This window comes from Paraburkholderia haematera, from assembly GCF_905220975.1.
GTDB classification, from domain to species: Bacteria; Pseudomonadota; Gammaproteobacteria; order Burkholderiales; family Burkholderiaceae; genus Paraburkholderia; species Paraburkholderia haematera.
In genome coordinates, this window is the sequence record NZ_CAJNBK010000040.1 from 1 (window position 1) to 14,133 (window position 14,133).

Sequence of the window (14,133 nt, forward strand, 5' to 3'; positions counted from 1 at the left end):
TGCCGATCCGGGACTGGAAAGCAGCCCTGAACCGCTTCACCATCCAGTTCGAAGAACGGCTCGTGCCGGGTTAAACACAAACCCGTTTACACAAAATTCGGGACACCCTCGTAAGGCAGGCCCCCGCACTTATTTCATCATCCTGCGCCGAAACAAAACCGCCGAAACAACAAACCCGCCCACCGCATAGACGACCAGCACGGAAACGTGCAAAACAGCACCTTCGACAGGCCGCCCAAGCATAGCCGGCCGAATCAGATCGACAGCGTGCGCCAGAGGCAAAAGTTCAGTCACGGCCCGCGCCGCGGCAGGCAACTGTGAAACAGGAAAGAACACGCCGGACAGCAACAGCATCGGTGTCAATACCAACGTCTGGTAAAACATAAAGAAGTCATACGACGGCGCGAGCGCTGTCACCACCATCGCGATACTCGCGAATGCGAGCCCCGTCAGCACGATCACCGGCAACGCCAGCAACATCGAAGGAAAACTCGCATAGCCGAGAGCTCCCGCGACCAGCATGATCGCCGCGCCCGAAAGCATCGACTTGCTGCCCGCCCACATCACTTCGCCGAGCACGATGTCGCCTAGCGTCAGCGGCGTATGCATGATCGCCTCCCACGTGCGCTGTACGTGCATGCGCGAAAACCCCGAATACATCGACTCGAAACTGGCCGACATCATCACGCTCGATGCCACTGTGCCCGCAGCAAGAAACGCGATATACGAGACGCCGTCGACATGCCCGACCATCAACCCAAGCCCGAAGCCCAGGCCGAACAGATAGATCATCGGATCAGCAAGATTGCCGAACATCGAGGCAACCGCGAGCTTCTTCCAGACAAGATAGTTGCGGCGCCACACCGCAATCCAGTTGACGGCGTTGGCGGGGAAAGCGGCGAAGATTTCCTGCTTCGGCGGTGTGTCGCCGTGGGGTTCGTAAGTGCGTGCGTCCATTGCGTGTCTCTTGCCGTGTCGTTATAGCTTTAGAGGGTGGGTAGCTGAGCCGGTGCCGATTCGCCTCAATCCTGCATCTCGCGCCCGGTTAGACGCAGGAACACATCTTCCAGATTCGCCGGGCGATGCAGATAGCGCAGATCGGCGCGTTGCTTGAGCCGGGCATGCACCGGCTGGGCGTCGTTCACATAGCAGAAGAGCGTCTCGCCACTGATCTCGGTACGCTCGACAAACGGCGCCAATTCATCACGCAATGCAACCGGATCGGGTCCGAAGATTTCGATCACATCGCAGCCGATCTCGGACGCGATCAACGCGCGCGGCGCGCCTTCGGCGATCTTGCGTCCTTCCTCGATCACGCACAGGCGGTGGCACAGCCGTTCGGCTTCTTCCATGAAGTGCGTGGTCAGCAGAATGGTCTTGCCGCGTACGAGCAGCGAGCGCAGCCGCTCCCAGATCAGATGGCGCGCCTGAGGGTCGAGACCGGTAGTCGGCTCATCCATGATCAGCACGTCGGGATCGTTGACGAGCGCGCGAGCCAGCGTGAGGCGCCGCTTCATGCCGCCCGACAGTTCGCTCACGCGTGCATCAGCCTTGCTCTCGAGGCGCGCGAAATCGAGCAGCGAGGGCACCATCGCACGGCATTGTGCGGCGCTCAGACCGAAGTAGCGGCCGAATACCAGCAGGTTCTCGCGGACCGTGAAATCGGGATCCAGATTGTCGAACTGCGGCACAACGCCAACACGCGCTCGCGCTACGCGCGCGCGGCCGGGAATGGGTTCGCCGCAGAGGCGGATCACGCCGGCGTCCGGTGCGGCAATGCCGAGCAGCATGCGCAACGTGGTGGTTTTCCCGGCGCCGTTTGGGCCGAGCAGGCCGAAACATTCACCGGCGTTGACATGAAACGACAGTCCGTCGACGACCGTCTTTTCGCCGTAGCTTTTCTTGACCTGATGGAATTCAATGGCAGCTTCAGACATGGGTCGATCGAGGCTCCGGGAAAAGACGCAAATGGCAGGTAAGGCCGCTCATTCTATGGTATCGCCAGAGATATGTTGATCGCCGCCCGATGCGCCGTAGGGTGTTTCTTGCGCTGCCGCATGGTTCACGGACGACCTGAACCAGGCCCGAATCCAGCACGCACCTGTTTAGGGCGCACTTAGCGTTTTCCATCCCTTGCAACCTGAATTGCGGCGCACCATGATTCATTCAGACCGCGTTCCTCGCGGATGGGAGAAAAATCATGGCGAGCTACCAAAAAATCCTGTTGTGCTACGACGGCTCGCGCGAAGGCCGCAAAGCGTTGCGTTGCGGCGCCGACCTGGCGTTGGATCTGAAGGCGGAAACGCATTTGTTGTCGGTGGTTGACATGCGCTCGAGCATTGCGCAAAGCGCGGGCCTGCTGACCGATGTGGCCTGTGGCAGCTTCGAAAAAACGGCCCGCGACATCCTGCAGGAAGGAGTGGACTGGCTCACCGAACGCGGCGTGTCCGCGCAAGGGCATTTTGCGTTTGGCCACCCGATCGACGAGATCGCGAACCTCGCCAACGAATTGCATGTCGACCTCGTGGTGGTCGGCCACCGTTGCCGCACCGGGCTGTCGCGATGGTGGATGGGCGCGGGGAATACGCCGCTGCTCGATCGGGTCTCGTGCAGCATTCTGGTGGCGTGCTCGTCCGCGCAGGAGCAGCAGCAAGCCGCGGCGGCTTGACGAGACGATTACTCGTTCAGATTGACCGCGGCCAGCTTCCATGTGAACAAACCTTCGCGCCGCAGGATCGCCGAGTAACGTGCGTCGCCAGCACCATGCTGATAAGTGATGACGAACTCGTTGAGGCCGCGATAGCCCGCTGTCGTTTGCGGCGGCTGCGGTGGCGTCGCGCTGTTCTCGTTGCTCGTTGTGTTGCTAGTTGTGTTGCTCGTGGCGCCATTGGCCGTGTTGCCGGGAGCAGGGGGTGCCTGTTCCGGTGCGGGCGAACCTGCGGCGGGCGGAACCGGCGGCCGTTCGCCCGGGTTGCCGCGCGGCGGCATGCCGTTCAGTATTGCCGCAACGCCGTCCGGTGTCGCATAAGCGTCCACTAGCGGACCGATCAAGGCCACGCCGATCATTGCGCCGATCGCCGCGAACGGATTGCCGTTGCCATGCGCGTCGATCCGACGTGTTAACAAGCCGGTGACCTGCTGCTTCAGGCTCTCGCGCAACGCGGGAAAGTCGACGTATTCATTGACGGTTTGCGTGTCACGCGCATCCGCCGCGCGCTTGAGGTTATTCAATGCCATGTAAGGCGACGCGTAACCGAACCCCAAAGCCGCAATCACCGCGATCAAAATCAAACTGATGATCAGCGGCCGTATCGCGCTGCGCTTCGTGCGAGTTGAAACTGCCATCGAATGGGACTCTCCATAAGGTGTGATCTAACGTGGACCGCTGCCACGCGAAAACGATCCCAGGTGATGCGATATCCGAGTAGGCGCAGGAGCGACTGAAAGGTTTTACGCCGTGGTCGCACGCCGCATAGCCGCAGCGGACCGCAGTGCAGCTTATGACTCGAACACCGCCCCATGCACGTTGGCCTCGTCGGCGATGCAACGATCGATCATGCGGCACACGGCATCTACAGTGCCGACCATGATCAGCCGTGACGGCCCGTGATAGACGCGCACCGGCGCACGACGCGCAGGTTCAGCGGTATTCAGGCCGGAATTCAACGACACGCGAGCAAAAGCCGGCAACGAGGACGGCAAACCCGATACGCCCGTAGGCGCGTCGAACAACGATGGAGTACTGGCCGAGGACGTCTCGATCAATGAGCAGGGCACCAGCTTGCGCAGATGGCGCAAACGACCGAACTGGCGAAAAGGCAGCATGCGGGCAAGGCGTTCCATGAGTCTCTCCAGGCGATTCAACGTTGGGGCAGCTTCGGGTTGACGGACGAGCGGCGGTTAAAACTCGCCCGGGCGGATCAGCCCGACGGCGATACCCTCGAGCGCGAACTCCGCACTGCCGGTTTCAACGAAGATGTTGTCGTAATCGGGGTTCTCGGCGATCAACTCGATCCCGTTCGGCCGGCGCTTCAGGCGCTTGACCGTTACGTCGTCGCCGAGGCGGGCAATGATGATCTGGCCGTCTTTGGCCTCGCTTTTCTTCTGCACCGCAAGCAGGTCGCCGTCGAAGATGCCCGCGTCGCGCATGGACAGCCCGCGCACCTTCAGCAGGTAGTCGGGCTTACTCGAAAACAGCGCCGGGTCGCACGCGTAGTGCTGCGAGATATGTTCCTGCGCGAGGATCGGGCTACCCGCTGCAACGCGGCCGATCAGCGGCAGCGACAGCTGCATGATGCTGGCGTGCGGCAGCGTGAACTGATACGGCGAATCTTCCGGACCCGCCAGCAGACGAATGCCGCGCGATGCGCCGGCCGCGAGTTCGATCACGCCCTTGCGCGCCAGGGCCCGCAAATGTTCTTCTGCCGAGTTGGCCGAGCTGAAGCCCAGCTCGGCGGCGATCTCCGCGCGGGTGGGCGGAAAGCCGGTGCGTTCGATGGCCCGGCGGATCAGATCGAAAACCTGCTGCTGTCGTGCGGTGAGTTTGGTCATGGCGCCACTGTATGTATGAACAGGTGCCTGTATTTTTATACAGTATTCCGCGCAATTCAAGCTTTACTTTAAGTTCGTGCCCTGGGGTGGCGTTCCAGCGCCGCGAACCGACGCCTTAACACCTGTTTTCACGTCGCAACGCCTTATCCGGCCGCCATTACCACTTTTGCGTATTAAAAAATGAAGAAACATTATTTTTAATGATGAAAGCTCTTCGATAGACTGCCCTTCGAGTTGCCGCTCATGTGCACGTGACCGCGACGCAAAACAACACCACACGCTGTTTCAGCGGACTACGACGCGGAGAAAGTTGGCATGAACCATCAAGTCACGGGGCTGGCGGGCAGGACCGGAAAACTCATTGCGGCGCTCGCGTTCGGCGCGCTCGGCACGATCGCCGCGACCGGCATCACGACGCAGGCGCATGCTGCCGACGCGACGCTGCTGAACGTGTCGTACGACCCGACACGCGAGCTGTACCAGGACGTGAACCAGGCATTCGGCAAGGAATGGAAGGCGAAAACGGGCGAGACGATCACCTTCAAACAGTCGCACGGCGGCTCGGGTGCGCAGGCGCGTTCGGTGCTGGACGGTTTGCAGGCGGACGTCGTGACGCTGGCGCTTGCCTACGACATCGACGCGCTGGCCAACAAGGGTTTGCTCGACAAGGGCTGGCAAAAGCGCTTGCCGGACAATGCCTCGCCGTACACGTCGACGATCGTGTTTCTCGTGCGCAAGGGCAACCCGAAGCACATCAAGGATTGGGACGATCTGGCCAAACCGGGTGTGTCGATCGTCACGCCGAATCCGAAGACCTCGGGCGGCGCACGCTGGAACTACCTGGCCGCATGGGCCTATGCCGAGCATCAGCCGGGCGGCAACGACCAGAAGGCGAAGGAATTCGTCGGCAAGCTCTATAAGAATGCCGGCGTGCTGGATTCGGGCGCGCGAGGTGCAACCACCAGCTTCGTGCAACGCGGGATCGGCGACGTGCTGATCGCGTGGGAGAACGAAGCATTTCTTTCGCTGAAGGAATTCGGTCCGGACAAGTTTGAAATCGTCGTGCCGTCGGTGAGCATTCTGGCCGAGCCGCCGGTTGCGGTGGTGGACAAAGTGGTCGACAAGCACGGCACGCGCAAACTGGCCGAGGCGTATCTGAACTTCCTCTATAGCGAGCAGGGTCAGGAAATCGCGGCGAAAAACTTCTACCGTCCGCGTTCGAGCAAGGTGCCGGCCGAGCTGACCTCGAAGTTTCCGAAGCTGAAGCTGTACACGGTGGACGATTCGTTCGGCGGCTGGGCGAACGCGCAGAAGACGCACTTTGCCGACGGCGGCGTGTTCGATTCGATTTATTCGCCGCAGTAACGGGCATTCAGTCGGACGAGATGCACGGTTAGACGCCGCAGTTAGATGCCGCTGTCGGAGGCGTTAGTCACACCCAGCCACGAAGCGCGCCTCCAAGGCGCGCTTTTTGGCCAGCCAGGCGGCCGGACAAAGAGCCGCCGGCCTCAACCCTGAAGAGTACCCAGCATGACGACGTTGACCTTCCGAAAACCGAGTGCGTTGCCCGGTTTTGGCCTGACACTCGGCATCACAGTGGCTTATCTGAGCCTCGTGGTGCTGATTCCGCTTGCAGCAACCTTTCTCAAGACCGCGACGCTCGACTGGAGTCAGTTTGTGCACGCGGTGAGCTCGCCGCGCGTGCTCGCGTCGTATCGCCTGACGTTTTTCTCGGCCCTCGGCGGCGCGCTGATCAACGCGGTGTTCGGCTTTCTGGTCGCGTGGGTGCTGGTGCGCTATACATTCCCGTTCAAGCGCATCGTCGATGCGGTGGTCGATCTGCCGTTTGCTTTGCCGACCTCCGTGGCCGGTATTTCGCTCGCGGCGGTGTATGCGGGCAATGGTTGGATCGGACAATTCCTCGAACCGCTCGGCCTCAAGATCGCATTCACGCCGGCCGGTGTGCTGATCGCGCTGACCTTTATCGGATTGCCGTTTGTCGTGCGGACCGTTCAGCCGGTGCTCGAAGAGTTCGAGCGCGAGCAGGAAGAGGCCGCTGCGTGCCTCGGCGCCTCGCGCTGGCTGACGTTTCGCCGTGTGGTGCTGCCGGCAGTGTTCCCCGCCTTGTTGACCGGTTTCGCGCTGGCGTTCGCGCGGGCGCTCGGCGAGTACGGTTCGGTGATCTTTATCGCCGGTAACGTGCCGATGAAATCGGAAATCACATCGCTGCTGATTATTACCAAGCTCGAACAGTACGACTACGCCGGCGCGACCGCCATCGCGGTCGTGATGCTGGTGGTGTCGTTCCTGATGCTGTTGTTGATCAATACGCTGCAGTGGTATCTGCAGCGTCGCACTAGCCGTGGCGGCGCGGGTCCTGCGCCTGCTGCCGCGAGCGTCGCGGCGATCGGTGTCGGCGGAGGTGCGCAATGAGTCGAGATTCCGTGAAGCGTGCCGGTACTGCTGCGGTTGCCGTGGCCCCGCGTGCACCGCTCAATGTCGCGCGCCGGCCCGATCCGGTTACCGAGCCGCCCGTCGTGCGCTGGGTCCTGACCGGCGTCGCGTTGCTGTTTCTCGCGCTGTTCCTGGTCGTGCCGCTCGTCGCTGTGTTCTATCAGGCTCTGAACAAGGGTTTCGGTTTCTATCTGGAATCGCTTGCCGATCCGGATGCATTGTCGGCAATCAAGCTCACCGTGATTACCGCCGCGATCGCGGTGCCGCTGAATCTCGTGTTCGGCCTCGCTGCGTCATGGTGTATCGCCAAGTTTGACTTCCGCGGCAAGGCGCTGCTGACCACGTTGATCGATCTGCCGTTCTCGGTCTCGCCGGTGATTTCCGGTTTGATCTACGTGCTGATGTTCGGTGCGCAGGGTTGGTTCGGGCCGTGGCTGCAGGACCACGACGTGCAGATCATCTTCGCCGTGCCGGGCATCGTGCTGGCGACGATCTTCGTCACGTTCCCGTTCGTCGCGCGTGAACTGATTCCGCTGATGCAGGCGCAAGGCAACGACGAAGAAGAAGCCGCGCACGTGCTCGGCGCTTCGGGCTGGCAGATCTTTCGGCGCGTCACACTGCCGAACGTCAAATGGGGTCTGCTGTACGGCGTGATTCTGTGTAATGCGCGGGCGATGGGCGAGTTCGGTGCGGTGTCGGTGGTGTCCGGTCATATTCGCGGCCAAACCGACACGATGCCGCTGCACGTCGAAATTCTCTATAACGAATACAACTTCTCGGCAGCGTTCGCGGTGGCGTCGGTGCTGGCCTTATTGGCGCTCGTGACACTCGGTCTTAAGTTGCTCGCCGAGCGCCATATGTCGGCGGAACTGTCTGCCGCACGCGATGTTCCGGCGTATGCAGGGCCTGCGACGTCGACGTCCGCTTCGTTGTTCGCTTCGCAGTCTGTCAATGCAACGCATCTGTCGAAGCATGCAGTCACGCTTCCGCTCAAGCAAGGAGAGCTGTAATGGGTATCACCGTTCGTAACCTGCAAAAGCGCTTCGGCGATTTCGTCGCGCTCGATAACGTTTCGCTCGACTTTCCCCCGGGCGAACTGGTTGCGCTGCTTGGGCCGTCGGGTTGTGGCAAGACCACCTTGCTTCGTGTGATCGCTGGTCTCGAATACGCGGACGGCGGCCAGGTCGTGCTGCAAGGCCAGGACGTCGCGACAGTCGGCGCGCGTGAGCGCGAAGTCGGTTTCGTATTCCAGCATTACGCACTGTTCCGGCATATGACGGTGTTCGAGAACGTCGCGTTCGGCTTGCGCGTGAAGCCCCGTAAGGAGCGGCCTTCGGAGGCGGTGATTCGCGAGAAGGTGCATGAACTGCTGAAGCTGGTGCAACTCGACTGGCTCGCGCAACGCTATCCGTCGGAATTGTCGGGCGGTCAGCGCCAGCGGATTGCGTTGGCGCGCGCCCTGGCTGTCGAACCCAAGGTCCTGCTGCTCGACGAGCCGTTCGGCGCGCTGGACGCAAAGGTGCGCAAGGAATTGCGCAGCTGGCTGCGCCGATTGCATGACGATCTGCATATCTCGACGATTTTTGTTACACACGATCAGGAAGAAGCGCTTGAGGTGGCCGACCGGATCGTCGTGTTGAATCGCGGGCACGTGGAGCAGGTGGGCAGTCCGCAGGACGTGTACGACCATCCGCAAACTTCGTTTGTCTACGAGTTTCTCGGCGCGGCGAACCGTCTGCATGGCAACGTGAATGCGAGCGGTTTTGTGGTCGACGGCGCGGCGTTGCCGGTCGCGATCAAGGCCGATTTCAGCGGGCCGGCGTTCGCCTATGTGCGGCCGCACGATCTGCAGTTGTATCCACAAGCATCCGGCCACCGCGAAGGCATTGTGGTCGACGTGCGGCGCGTGGTGACGCTCGGCGGTTCGGTGCGTGTGGAACTGGCGGGCCGTGAAGGCAATGTGCTCGAAGCGGAACTCGACCGCGAATCGTGGCGCGATCTGCAACTGGCGATCGGCGATGGCGTGACGGCCGTGCCGCGCGCGTTGCGCGTATTTCCGGCGCACTAGGTGGCGTAAACAGCGACAGCGCAAGCAACGCAACACCACTCGGCGTTTCAATCAAACTCTAATAACTCAACTCTGGCTCAACCGGAGACATACAGATGAACTTCCAGCAATTGCGCTTTGTGCGCGAAGCCGTGCGTCAGAACATGAATCTGACTGAGGTGGCGAACGTGTTGTACACGTCGCAGTCGGGTGTATCGAAACAGATCAAGGATCTGGAAGATGAACTCGGTGTCGATATTTTCATTCGACGCGGCAAGCGTCTCACGGGCCTCACCGAGCCGGGCAAGGCGGTGCATCAGCTGATCGAGCGGATGTTGCTCGACGCGGAGAATCTGCGCCGCGTCGCGCGCCAGTACGCGGATCAGGACAGCGGCCACCTCGTCGTGGCGACGACGCACACGCAGGCGCGCTATGCGCTGCCGAAGGTGATTCGTCAATTCACCGAGGTGTTCCCGAAGGTGCATCTGGCCTTGCGCCAGGGCAGCCCGCAACAGATCGCGCAGATGATCATCAACGGCGAAGCGGACATCGGCATTTCGACCGAGGCGCTCGACCGCTTTCCGGATATCGTCACGTTCCCGTGCTATTCGTGGCATCACATCGTGGTGGTGCCGAAGGGCCATCCGTTGGTAGGCCGCGAGAATCTGACGCTCGACGAGATCGCCGAATTCCCGATCGTCACCTACGACCAGGACTTCACGGGCCGCTCGCACATCGACCAGGCATTCGCGAAAGCGGGCGCGTTGCCCGACGTCGTGTTGACCGCAATCGATGCCGACGTGATCAAGACTTACGTCGAACTCGGCATGGGCATTGGCGTGGTCGCGGCCATGGCCTACGATCCGAAGCGCGACACGGAACTGGTCGCGCTGGATACGCAGCATCTGTTCGAAGCGAGCACGACGCGGGTCGGTTTGCGCAAGGGCGCGTTCCTGCGCGCGTATGCGTACCGGCTGATCGAAATGTTCGCACCGCAGTTGACTGAGGCGGAAATCGCCGCGCAATTGCGTGAGGCGGTTTGAGGCGAGGGCCCGAAACCAAAACGAACGGACATCCGTTTTTTCACGCATGGCGGCGCGCGGCACATCGCTTACAATCGCCGCCATGAATACTCTGACTTCCTCTTCCGCGACGCCTTCCAGCGAAGGCGCAACGCCCCAACTGCCGCGCATCGCCGTGCTGGCAACCGGCGGCACGATTGCCGGGGCGGCCGCGGACGCCACCAACACGTCAGGCTACCAGGCGGGTGTGGTCGGTGTCGATCAATTGCTGGCCGTCGTGCCGGCCTTGTCCACGGTCGCGCGGATCGCACCTGAACAGATTGCCAGCGTCGACAGTAAAGACATGGCGATGCCGCTCTGGACCACGCTCGCGCAACGCATCAATACGCTGCTCGCCGGCGATGACGTCGACGGCGTGGTGGTCACGCATGGCACCGATACGCTCGAAGAAACCGCCTACCTGCTGCATCTGACGATCAAGTCCGATAAGCCGGTTGTGCTGACCGCGGCCATGCGCCCGGCGTCGGCGCTGTCCGCCGATGGTCCGTTGAATCTGCTGAATGCCGTGACGGTTGCGGCGAACGCGGGCTCGCGAGGGCAGGGCGTGCTGGTGGCCTTCAACAACCGGATTCACAGCGCACGCGACGTGGTCAAGACGAGCACGTATGCGGTCGATGCTTTCCAGTCTCCTGAGATCGGTGCGCTAGGCTGGGTGCAGGACGGACGTGTCGAATTTCAGCGTAACGTGGTGCGCCCGCATACGCTCGCGACCGAATTCGTGATCGGCGCGAAATGGCCGCATGTGGAGGTTGTCGTGAGCTACGCAGACGTCTCGCGGATCGCCGTGGATGCACTGGTGGCAGCCGGCGTGCGCGGCATCGTGGTGGCAGGCACGGGCAATGGCTCGATTCACGCTTCCATGCAACAGGCTTTGGCCGATGCGGCCTCGCAAGGCGTGGCGGTGGTGCGTTCGTCGCGCGTGGGTTCTGGCCACGTCATGCGCAACGGCGCAGCCGCGGACGATGCGCTCGGTTTCATCAGCGCGGGTTCGCTGAATCCGTACAAGGCGCGCGTTCTGCTGATGCTGGCACTGGCGGCGGGCGGCACGGGGCCGGTTGCGTTGCAGAAGACTTTCGATACGTACTGATTGATTTAGCGCGGGTGGCCCGGTTCAAAGTCAGAATCGTGTCCCGCACATGAAGCTTGAATGACAACGCGGCGCCCAGGTCATCGACCCGAGCGCCGCGTTGTCGTTTCAGCTTAAGGTTTATCGCGATCGCCGGAAACGGGCGATGCCGGCAAGCAGTTAGCCCGCCAGATCCGCAGGCAGCTTCCCGCCGTTTGCCGCCAGCGCTTGCATCACCTGCTTGTGCAGCCAGATGTTCATGCTCGCCGAATCGTTCGTGTCGCCGCTGTACTTCAATTCCTGTGCGAGTTGCTTGCGATGCTCGAGGCTGCTGTCGACGCCGAGCGCTTTCAGCGTGTCGACGATCGACGTGCGCCAGTTCAACGTTTGCCCGCTCTCACTCACGAACTGGTCCATGACGGCAGCGACGTCGACGTCGGCCAGCGGCGCGGGCGCCGGTGCAGCGTCCGGTGCGGCAGCTTGCGCCGCCGCCGGATCCGGGGTCGGCTCAACCGCAGGCGCAGGCTGGTCGGGCTTCGCTTTGCCGAAGAGCTTGTTTACGATGTCACCAAAGATGCTCATTCTGAATCCTTTGCAGATGGGTTACAGGCGCAAGCACATTCCGCTCACGGGTTGAACTCTGGTTGCGAATCGGGCGAATGAAACAGAGCACATGTGCTGCGATGAACGGCAAGCCGCACGTGATCGCCGATACGCCCGCAACCAGACTCAAAGAGTGTAGGAGAAAAGCGTGGAGGGATGTGTCAAAAAAGGTCGTGCTACCAGAGCGGAGTTGCAAGCAAATGCAAGCGGACTTGCGAGCACACGTGCGAGGAGACCTGCAAAGAGACGTGCTGACAGGCGGCGTGCATGATGCAGCCGCTGCGAGAGATTGGCGGAAAACGCATAAATTTGAAATCCGACAGCCGGACACCCGACGACGACGTCTGACCGACCAAGGCTTCCCCGGCGCCGCCGGGTGCCGCTGCGGACCCCACTTGCCGCTCTCAGCCCAGAGCGGCACGATTTGCCCGATCCGCCATGCATGCCGCACGACGAACCGGGCGCCCCACCTGCGGTTGCCACGACGATCACGTTGAAATCGCAACCGTCACGGCAACCTTGTTGTTGCTTAAGCCGCCTTGGCTGCGCTACCCGGCGCTTGCGCGACTTCGTAGTTCGCCATGATTTCCAGCGCGCGCACCATTGCCGAGTGATCCCATGCCTTGCCGCCGTTGGCTGCGCACACGCTGAACAGTTGTTGCGCGCTCGCCGTATGCGGCAGGGCGATGCCGAGCTTGCGTGCGCCGTCCAGTGCGAGGTTCAGATCCTTCTGGTGCAGTTCGATGCGGAAGCCCGGATCGAACGTACGCTTGGTCATGCGCTCGCCGTGCACTTCGAGAATGCGCGACGAAGCAAAGCCGCCCATCAAGGCCTTGCGCACACGTTCCGGATCGGCACCCGAGCGCGAAGCGAACAGCAGTGCTTCAGCTACTGCTTCGATGTTCAGCGCGACGATGATCTGGTTCGCGACCTTGCAGGTTTGACCCGCGCCGTTGTCGCCGATCAGCGAGATGTTCTTGCCCATCAGTTCGAACAGCGGCTTGGCCAATGCGAAGGCCTTTTCCGGGCCGCCGACCATGATCGTCAACGTCGCTTCACGCGCGCCGACTTCACCGCCGGACACCGGCGCGTCTAGGTAGTCGACGCCGACTGCGTTGATCTTCTTCGCGAAGGCTTGCGTGTCGAGCGGCGAGATCGAGCTCATGTCGATAACGAGCTTGCCCTGCGTGAGACCGGCGGCGACGCCGTCGTCGGCGAACAGCACGTTGGCGACGTCAGGCGTGTCCGGCACCATGATGATGACGATGTCGGCGGCTTGTGCGACAGCGGTCGAATTGGCGACAACGGTGGTCGTTTTGCTCAGATCTTCCGGCACCGGGTACGCGCCATTCACGAACAGCGTGTGACCGCCCTTGATGAGGTTGCGCGCCATGTGCGCGCCCATGATGCCGAGGCCGATGAAACCGATCTTTGCCATGTGTCTAAATCTCCAGTGTTGTTTGGGGTGATATGCCTAAGCCGATCAATGAGTCGATCAATGACTCGATCAGGCAGCGGCGTGGGCTGCGCCGCGCGATTGCCCGGCCACGCTCTGCACCCAGCCGAGGCCGGCGGCGGTGGTCGTGCGCGGCTTGTATTCGCAACCGACGTAGCCTTCGTAGCCGAGCGAATCGAGCAGGTCGAACAGGAACGGGTAGTTGATTTCGCCGGTGCCCGGTTCGTTGCGGCCCGGGTTGTCGGCGAGCTGGATGTGCGCGATCTGGGGAAGATTCTTTTTGATCGTCGCCGCGAGTTCGCCTTCCATTCGTTGCATGTGATAGATGTCGTATTGCAGGAACAGATTGTCCGAGCCCACCGCGCGAATCACGTCGAGGCCTTCGCCCGAACGGTTCAGCGCGAAGCCGGGGATGTCGTACGAATTGCACGGCTCGACCAGCAGCTTGATGCCGGCTTTCTTCAGTTCGCCCGCGGCGAAGCGCAGGTTGTCGACGATCGTCGAGCGTGCTTTGTCCGCATCGACGCCCGCCGTCGGAATGCCGACGAGGCAGTTCAATTGCGGCACTTGCAGGGCCGTCGCGTATTCGATCGCGCGGCTGACACCTTCCTGAAACTCGCCCACGCGATCCGGCAGGCACGCGATGCCGCGCTCACCCGCTTCCCAGTTGCCTGCGGGCAGGTTGTGCAACACGAGCTTCAAACGGTTCTGCTGCAGACGCTCGCTCAATTCAGCGATCTGATACGGATACGGGAACAGGAATTCGACGGCGTTGAAGCCCGCATCCGCTGCTGCCGCAAAGCGGTCGAGGAACGGGACTTCGTTGAACAGCATGGTGAGATTCGCTGCAAATTTCGGCATGGTGCTGGTGTCT

Annotated in this window: 15 protein-coding genes; 7 read left to right on the top strand and 8 right to left on the bottom strand. The window is 61.7% G+C overall.

Going from position 1 to position 14,133, the window contains the following annotated elements; translation table 11 throughout:
- Window positions 1-129 precede the first annotated feature (129 nt).
- Window positions 130-957, bottom strand: coding sequence for an ABC transporter permease (locus tag KHO23_RS32980; protein ID WP_211617028.1), 828 nt, complete (start codon window positions 955-957; stop codon window positions 130-132).
- 65 nt (window positions 958-1,022) lie between these two features.
- Window positions 1,023-1,937, bottom strand: a complete 915-nt coding sequence (gene nodI / locus KHO23_RS32985; protein WP_211617030.1) for a nodulation factor ABC transporter ATP-binding protein NodI — start codon at window positions 1,935-1,937, stop codon at window positions 1,023-1,025.
- A 263-nt stretch (window positions 1,938-2,200) separates the two neighbouring features.
- On the opposite strand from nodI, the gene KHO23_RS32990 reads away from it, so the two are divergent.
- Window positions 2,201-2,668 (top strand): universal stress protein, encoded by a 468-nt coding sequence (locus KHO23_RS32990; protein ID WP_211617032.1) that lies wholly within the window; start codon window positions 2,201-2,203, stop codon window positions 2,666-2,668.
- Between the two features lie 8 nt (window positions 2,669-2,676).
- On the opposite strand, the gene KHO23_RS32995 is transcribed toward KHO23_RS32990, so the two are convergent.
- From KHO23_RS32995 to lexA, 3 genes are all read right to left on the bottom strand, one after another.
- Window positions 2,677-3,345 carry a DUF2939 domain-containing protein gene (locus KHO23_RS32995; protein WP_211617034.1) on the bottom strand — a complete coding sequence of 223 codons (669 nt, stop codon included), beginning with the start codon at window positions 3,343-3,345 and terminating at the stop codon, window positions 2,677-2,679.
- A 153-nt stretch (window positions 3,346-3,498) separates the two neighbouring features.
- Entirely contained in the window at window positions 3,499-3,843 is a 345-nt protein-coding gene (locus KHO23_RS33000) for a hypothetical protein (protein WP_211617036.1), read from the bottom strand.
- A 57-nt stretch (window positions 3,844-3,900) separates the two neighbouring features.
- On the bottom strand, window positions 3,901-4,551 hold the full coding sequence (lexA, locus tag KHO23_RS33005) for a transcriptional repressor LexA (RefSeq protein WP_201085698.1): 651 nt from the start codon (window positions 4,549-4,551) through the stop codon (window positions 3,901-3,903).
- A gap of 315 nt (window positions 4,552-4,866) precedes the next feature.
- Between lexA and KHO23_RS33010 the strand changes: the two genes are divergently transcribed.
- The 6 genes from KHO23_RS33010 (at window position 4,867) to KHO23_RS33035 (ending at window position 11,221) form a co-directional block, all read left to right on the top strand.
- The gene (locus KHO23_RS33010; protein ID WP_211617038.1) at window positions 4,867-5,916 is read left to right on the top strand and encodes a sulfate ABC transporter substrate-binding protein; all 1,050 of its coding nucleotides are present in this window, start codon (window positions 4,867-4,869) and stop codon (window positions 5,914-5,916) included.
- 165 nt (window positions 5,917-6,081) lie between these two features.
- Window positions 6,082-6,984: a sulfate ABC transporter permease subunit CysT gene (gene cysT / locus KHO23_RS33015; RefSeq protein ID WP_211617040.1), complete on the top strand. Its 903-nt coding sequence runs from the start codon at window positions 6,082-6,084 to the stop codon at window positions 6,982-6,984.
- Window positions 6,981-8,015, top strand: a complete 1,035-nt coding sequence (gene cysW / locus KHO23_RS33020; protein WP_211617042.1) for a sulfate ABC transporter permease subunit CysW — start codon at window positions 6,981-6,983, stop codon at window positions 8,013-8,015. The genes cysT and cysW overlap by 4 nt, the downstream gene beginning before the upstream one ends.
- On the top strand, window positions 8,015-9,073 hold the full coding sequence (locus KHO23_RS33025) for a sulfate/molybdate ABC transporter ATP-binding protein (RefSeq protein WP_211617044.1): 1,059 nt from the start codon (window positions 8,015-8,017) through the stop codon (window positions 9,071-9,073). Before cysW ends, KHO23_RS33025 begins: the two co-directional genes overlap by 1 nt.
- A 95-nt stretch (window positions 9,074-9,168) precedes the next feature.
- Window positions 9,169-10,095: a CysB family HTH-type transcriptional regulator gene (locus tag KHO23_RS33030; RefSeq protein WP_211617046.1), complete on the top strand. Its 927-nt coding sequence runs from the start codon at window positions 9,169-9,171 to the stop codon at window positions 10,093-10,095.
- Window positions 10,096-10,177: 82 nt separating this feature from the next.
- On the top strand, window positions 10,178-11,221 hold the full coding sequence (locus KHO23_RS33035; protein WP_211617048.1) for an asparaginase: 1,044 nt from the start codon (window positions 10,178-10,180) through the stop codon (window positions 11,219-11,221).
- Between the two features lie 159 nt (window positions 11,222-11,380).
- Here the strand turns inward: KHO23_RS33035 and KHO23_RS33040 are convergent, their stop codons facing one another.
- The 3 genes from KHO23_RS33040 to hyi form a co-directional block, all read right to left on the bottom strand.
- The gene (locus KHO23_RS33040) at window positions 11,381-11,782 is read right to left on the bottom strand and encodes a DUF3597 domain-containing protein (RefSeq protein ID WP_201076176.1); all 402 of its coding nucleotides are present in this window, start codon (window positions 11,780-11,782) and stop codon (window positions 11,381-11,383) included.
- 550 nt (window positions 11,783-12,332) lie between these two features.
- The gene (locus tag KHO23_RS33045; protein ID WP_211617050.1) at window positions 12,333-13,241 is read right to left on the bottom strand and encodes a 2-hydroxy-3-oxopropionate reductase; all 909 of its coding nucleotides are present in this window, start codon (window positions 13,239-13,241) and stop codon (window positions 12,333-12,335) included.
- A gap of 69 nt (window positions 13,242-13,310) precedes the next feature.
- Window positions 13,311-14,120 carry a hydroxypyruvate isomerase gene (gene hyi / locus KHO23_RS33050; RefSeq protein WP_211617052.1) on the bottom strand — a complete coding sequence of 270 codons (810 nt, stop codon included), beginning with the start codon at window positions 14,118-14,120 and terminating at the stop codon, window positions 13,311-13,313.
- Window positions 14,121-14,133 lie beyond the last annotated feature (13 nt).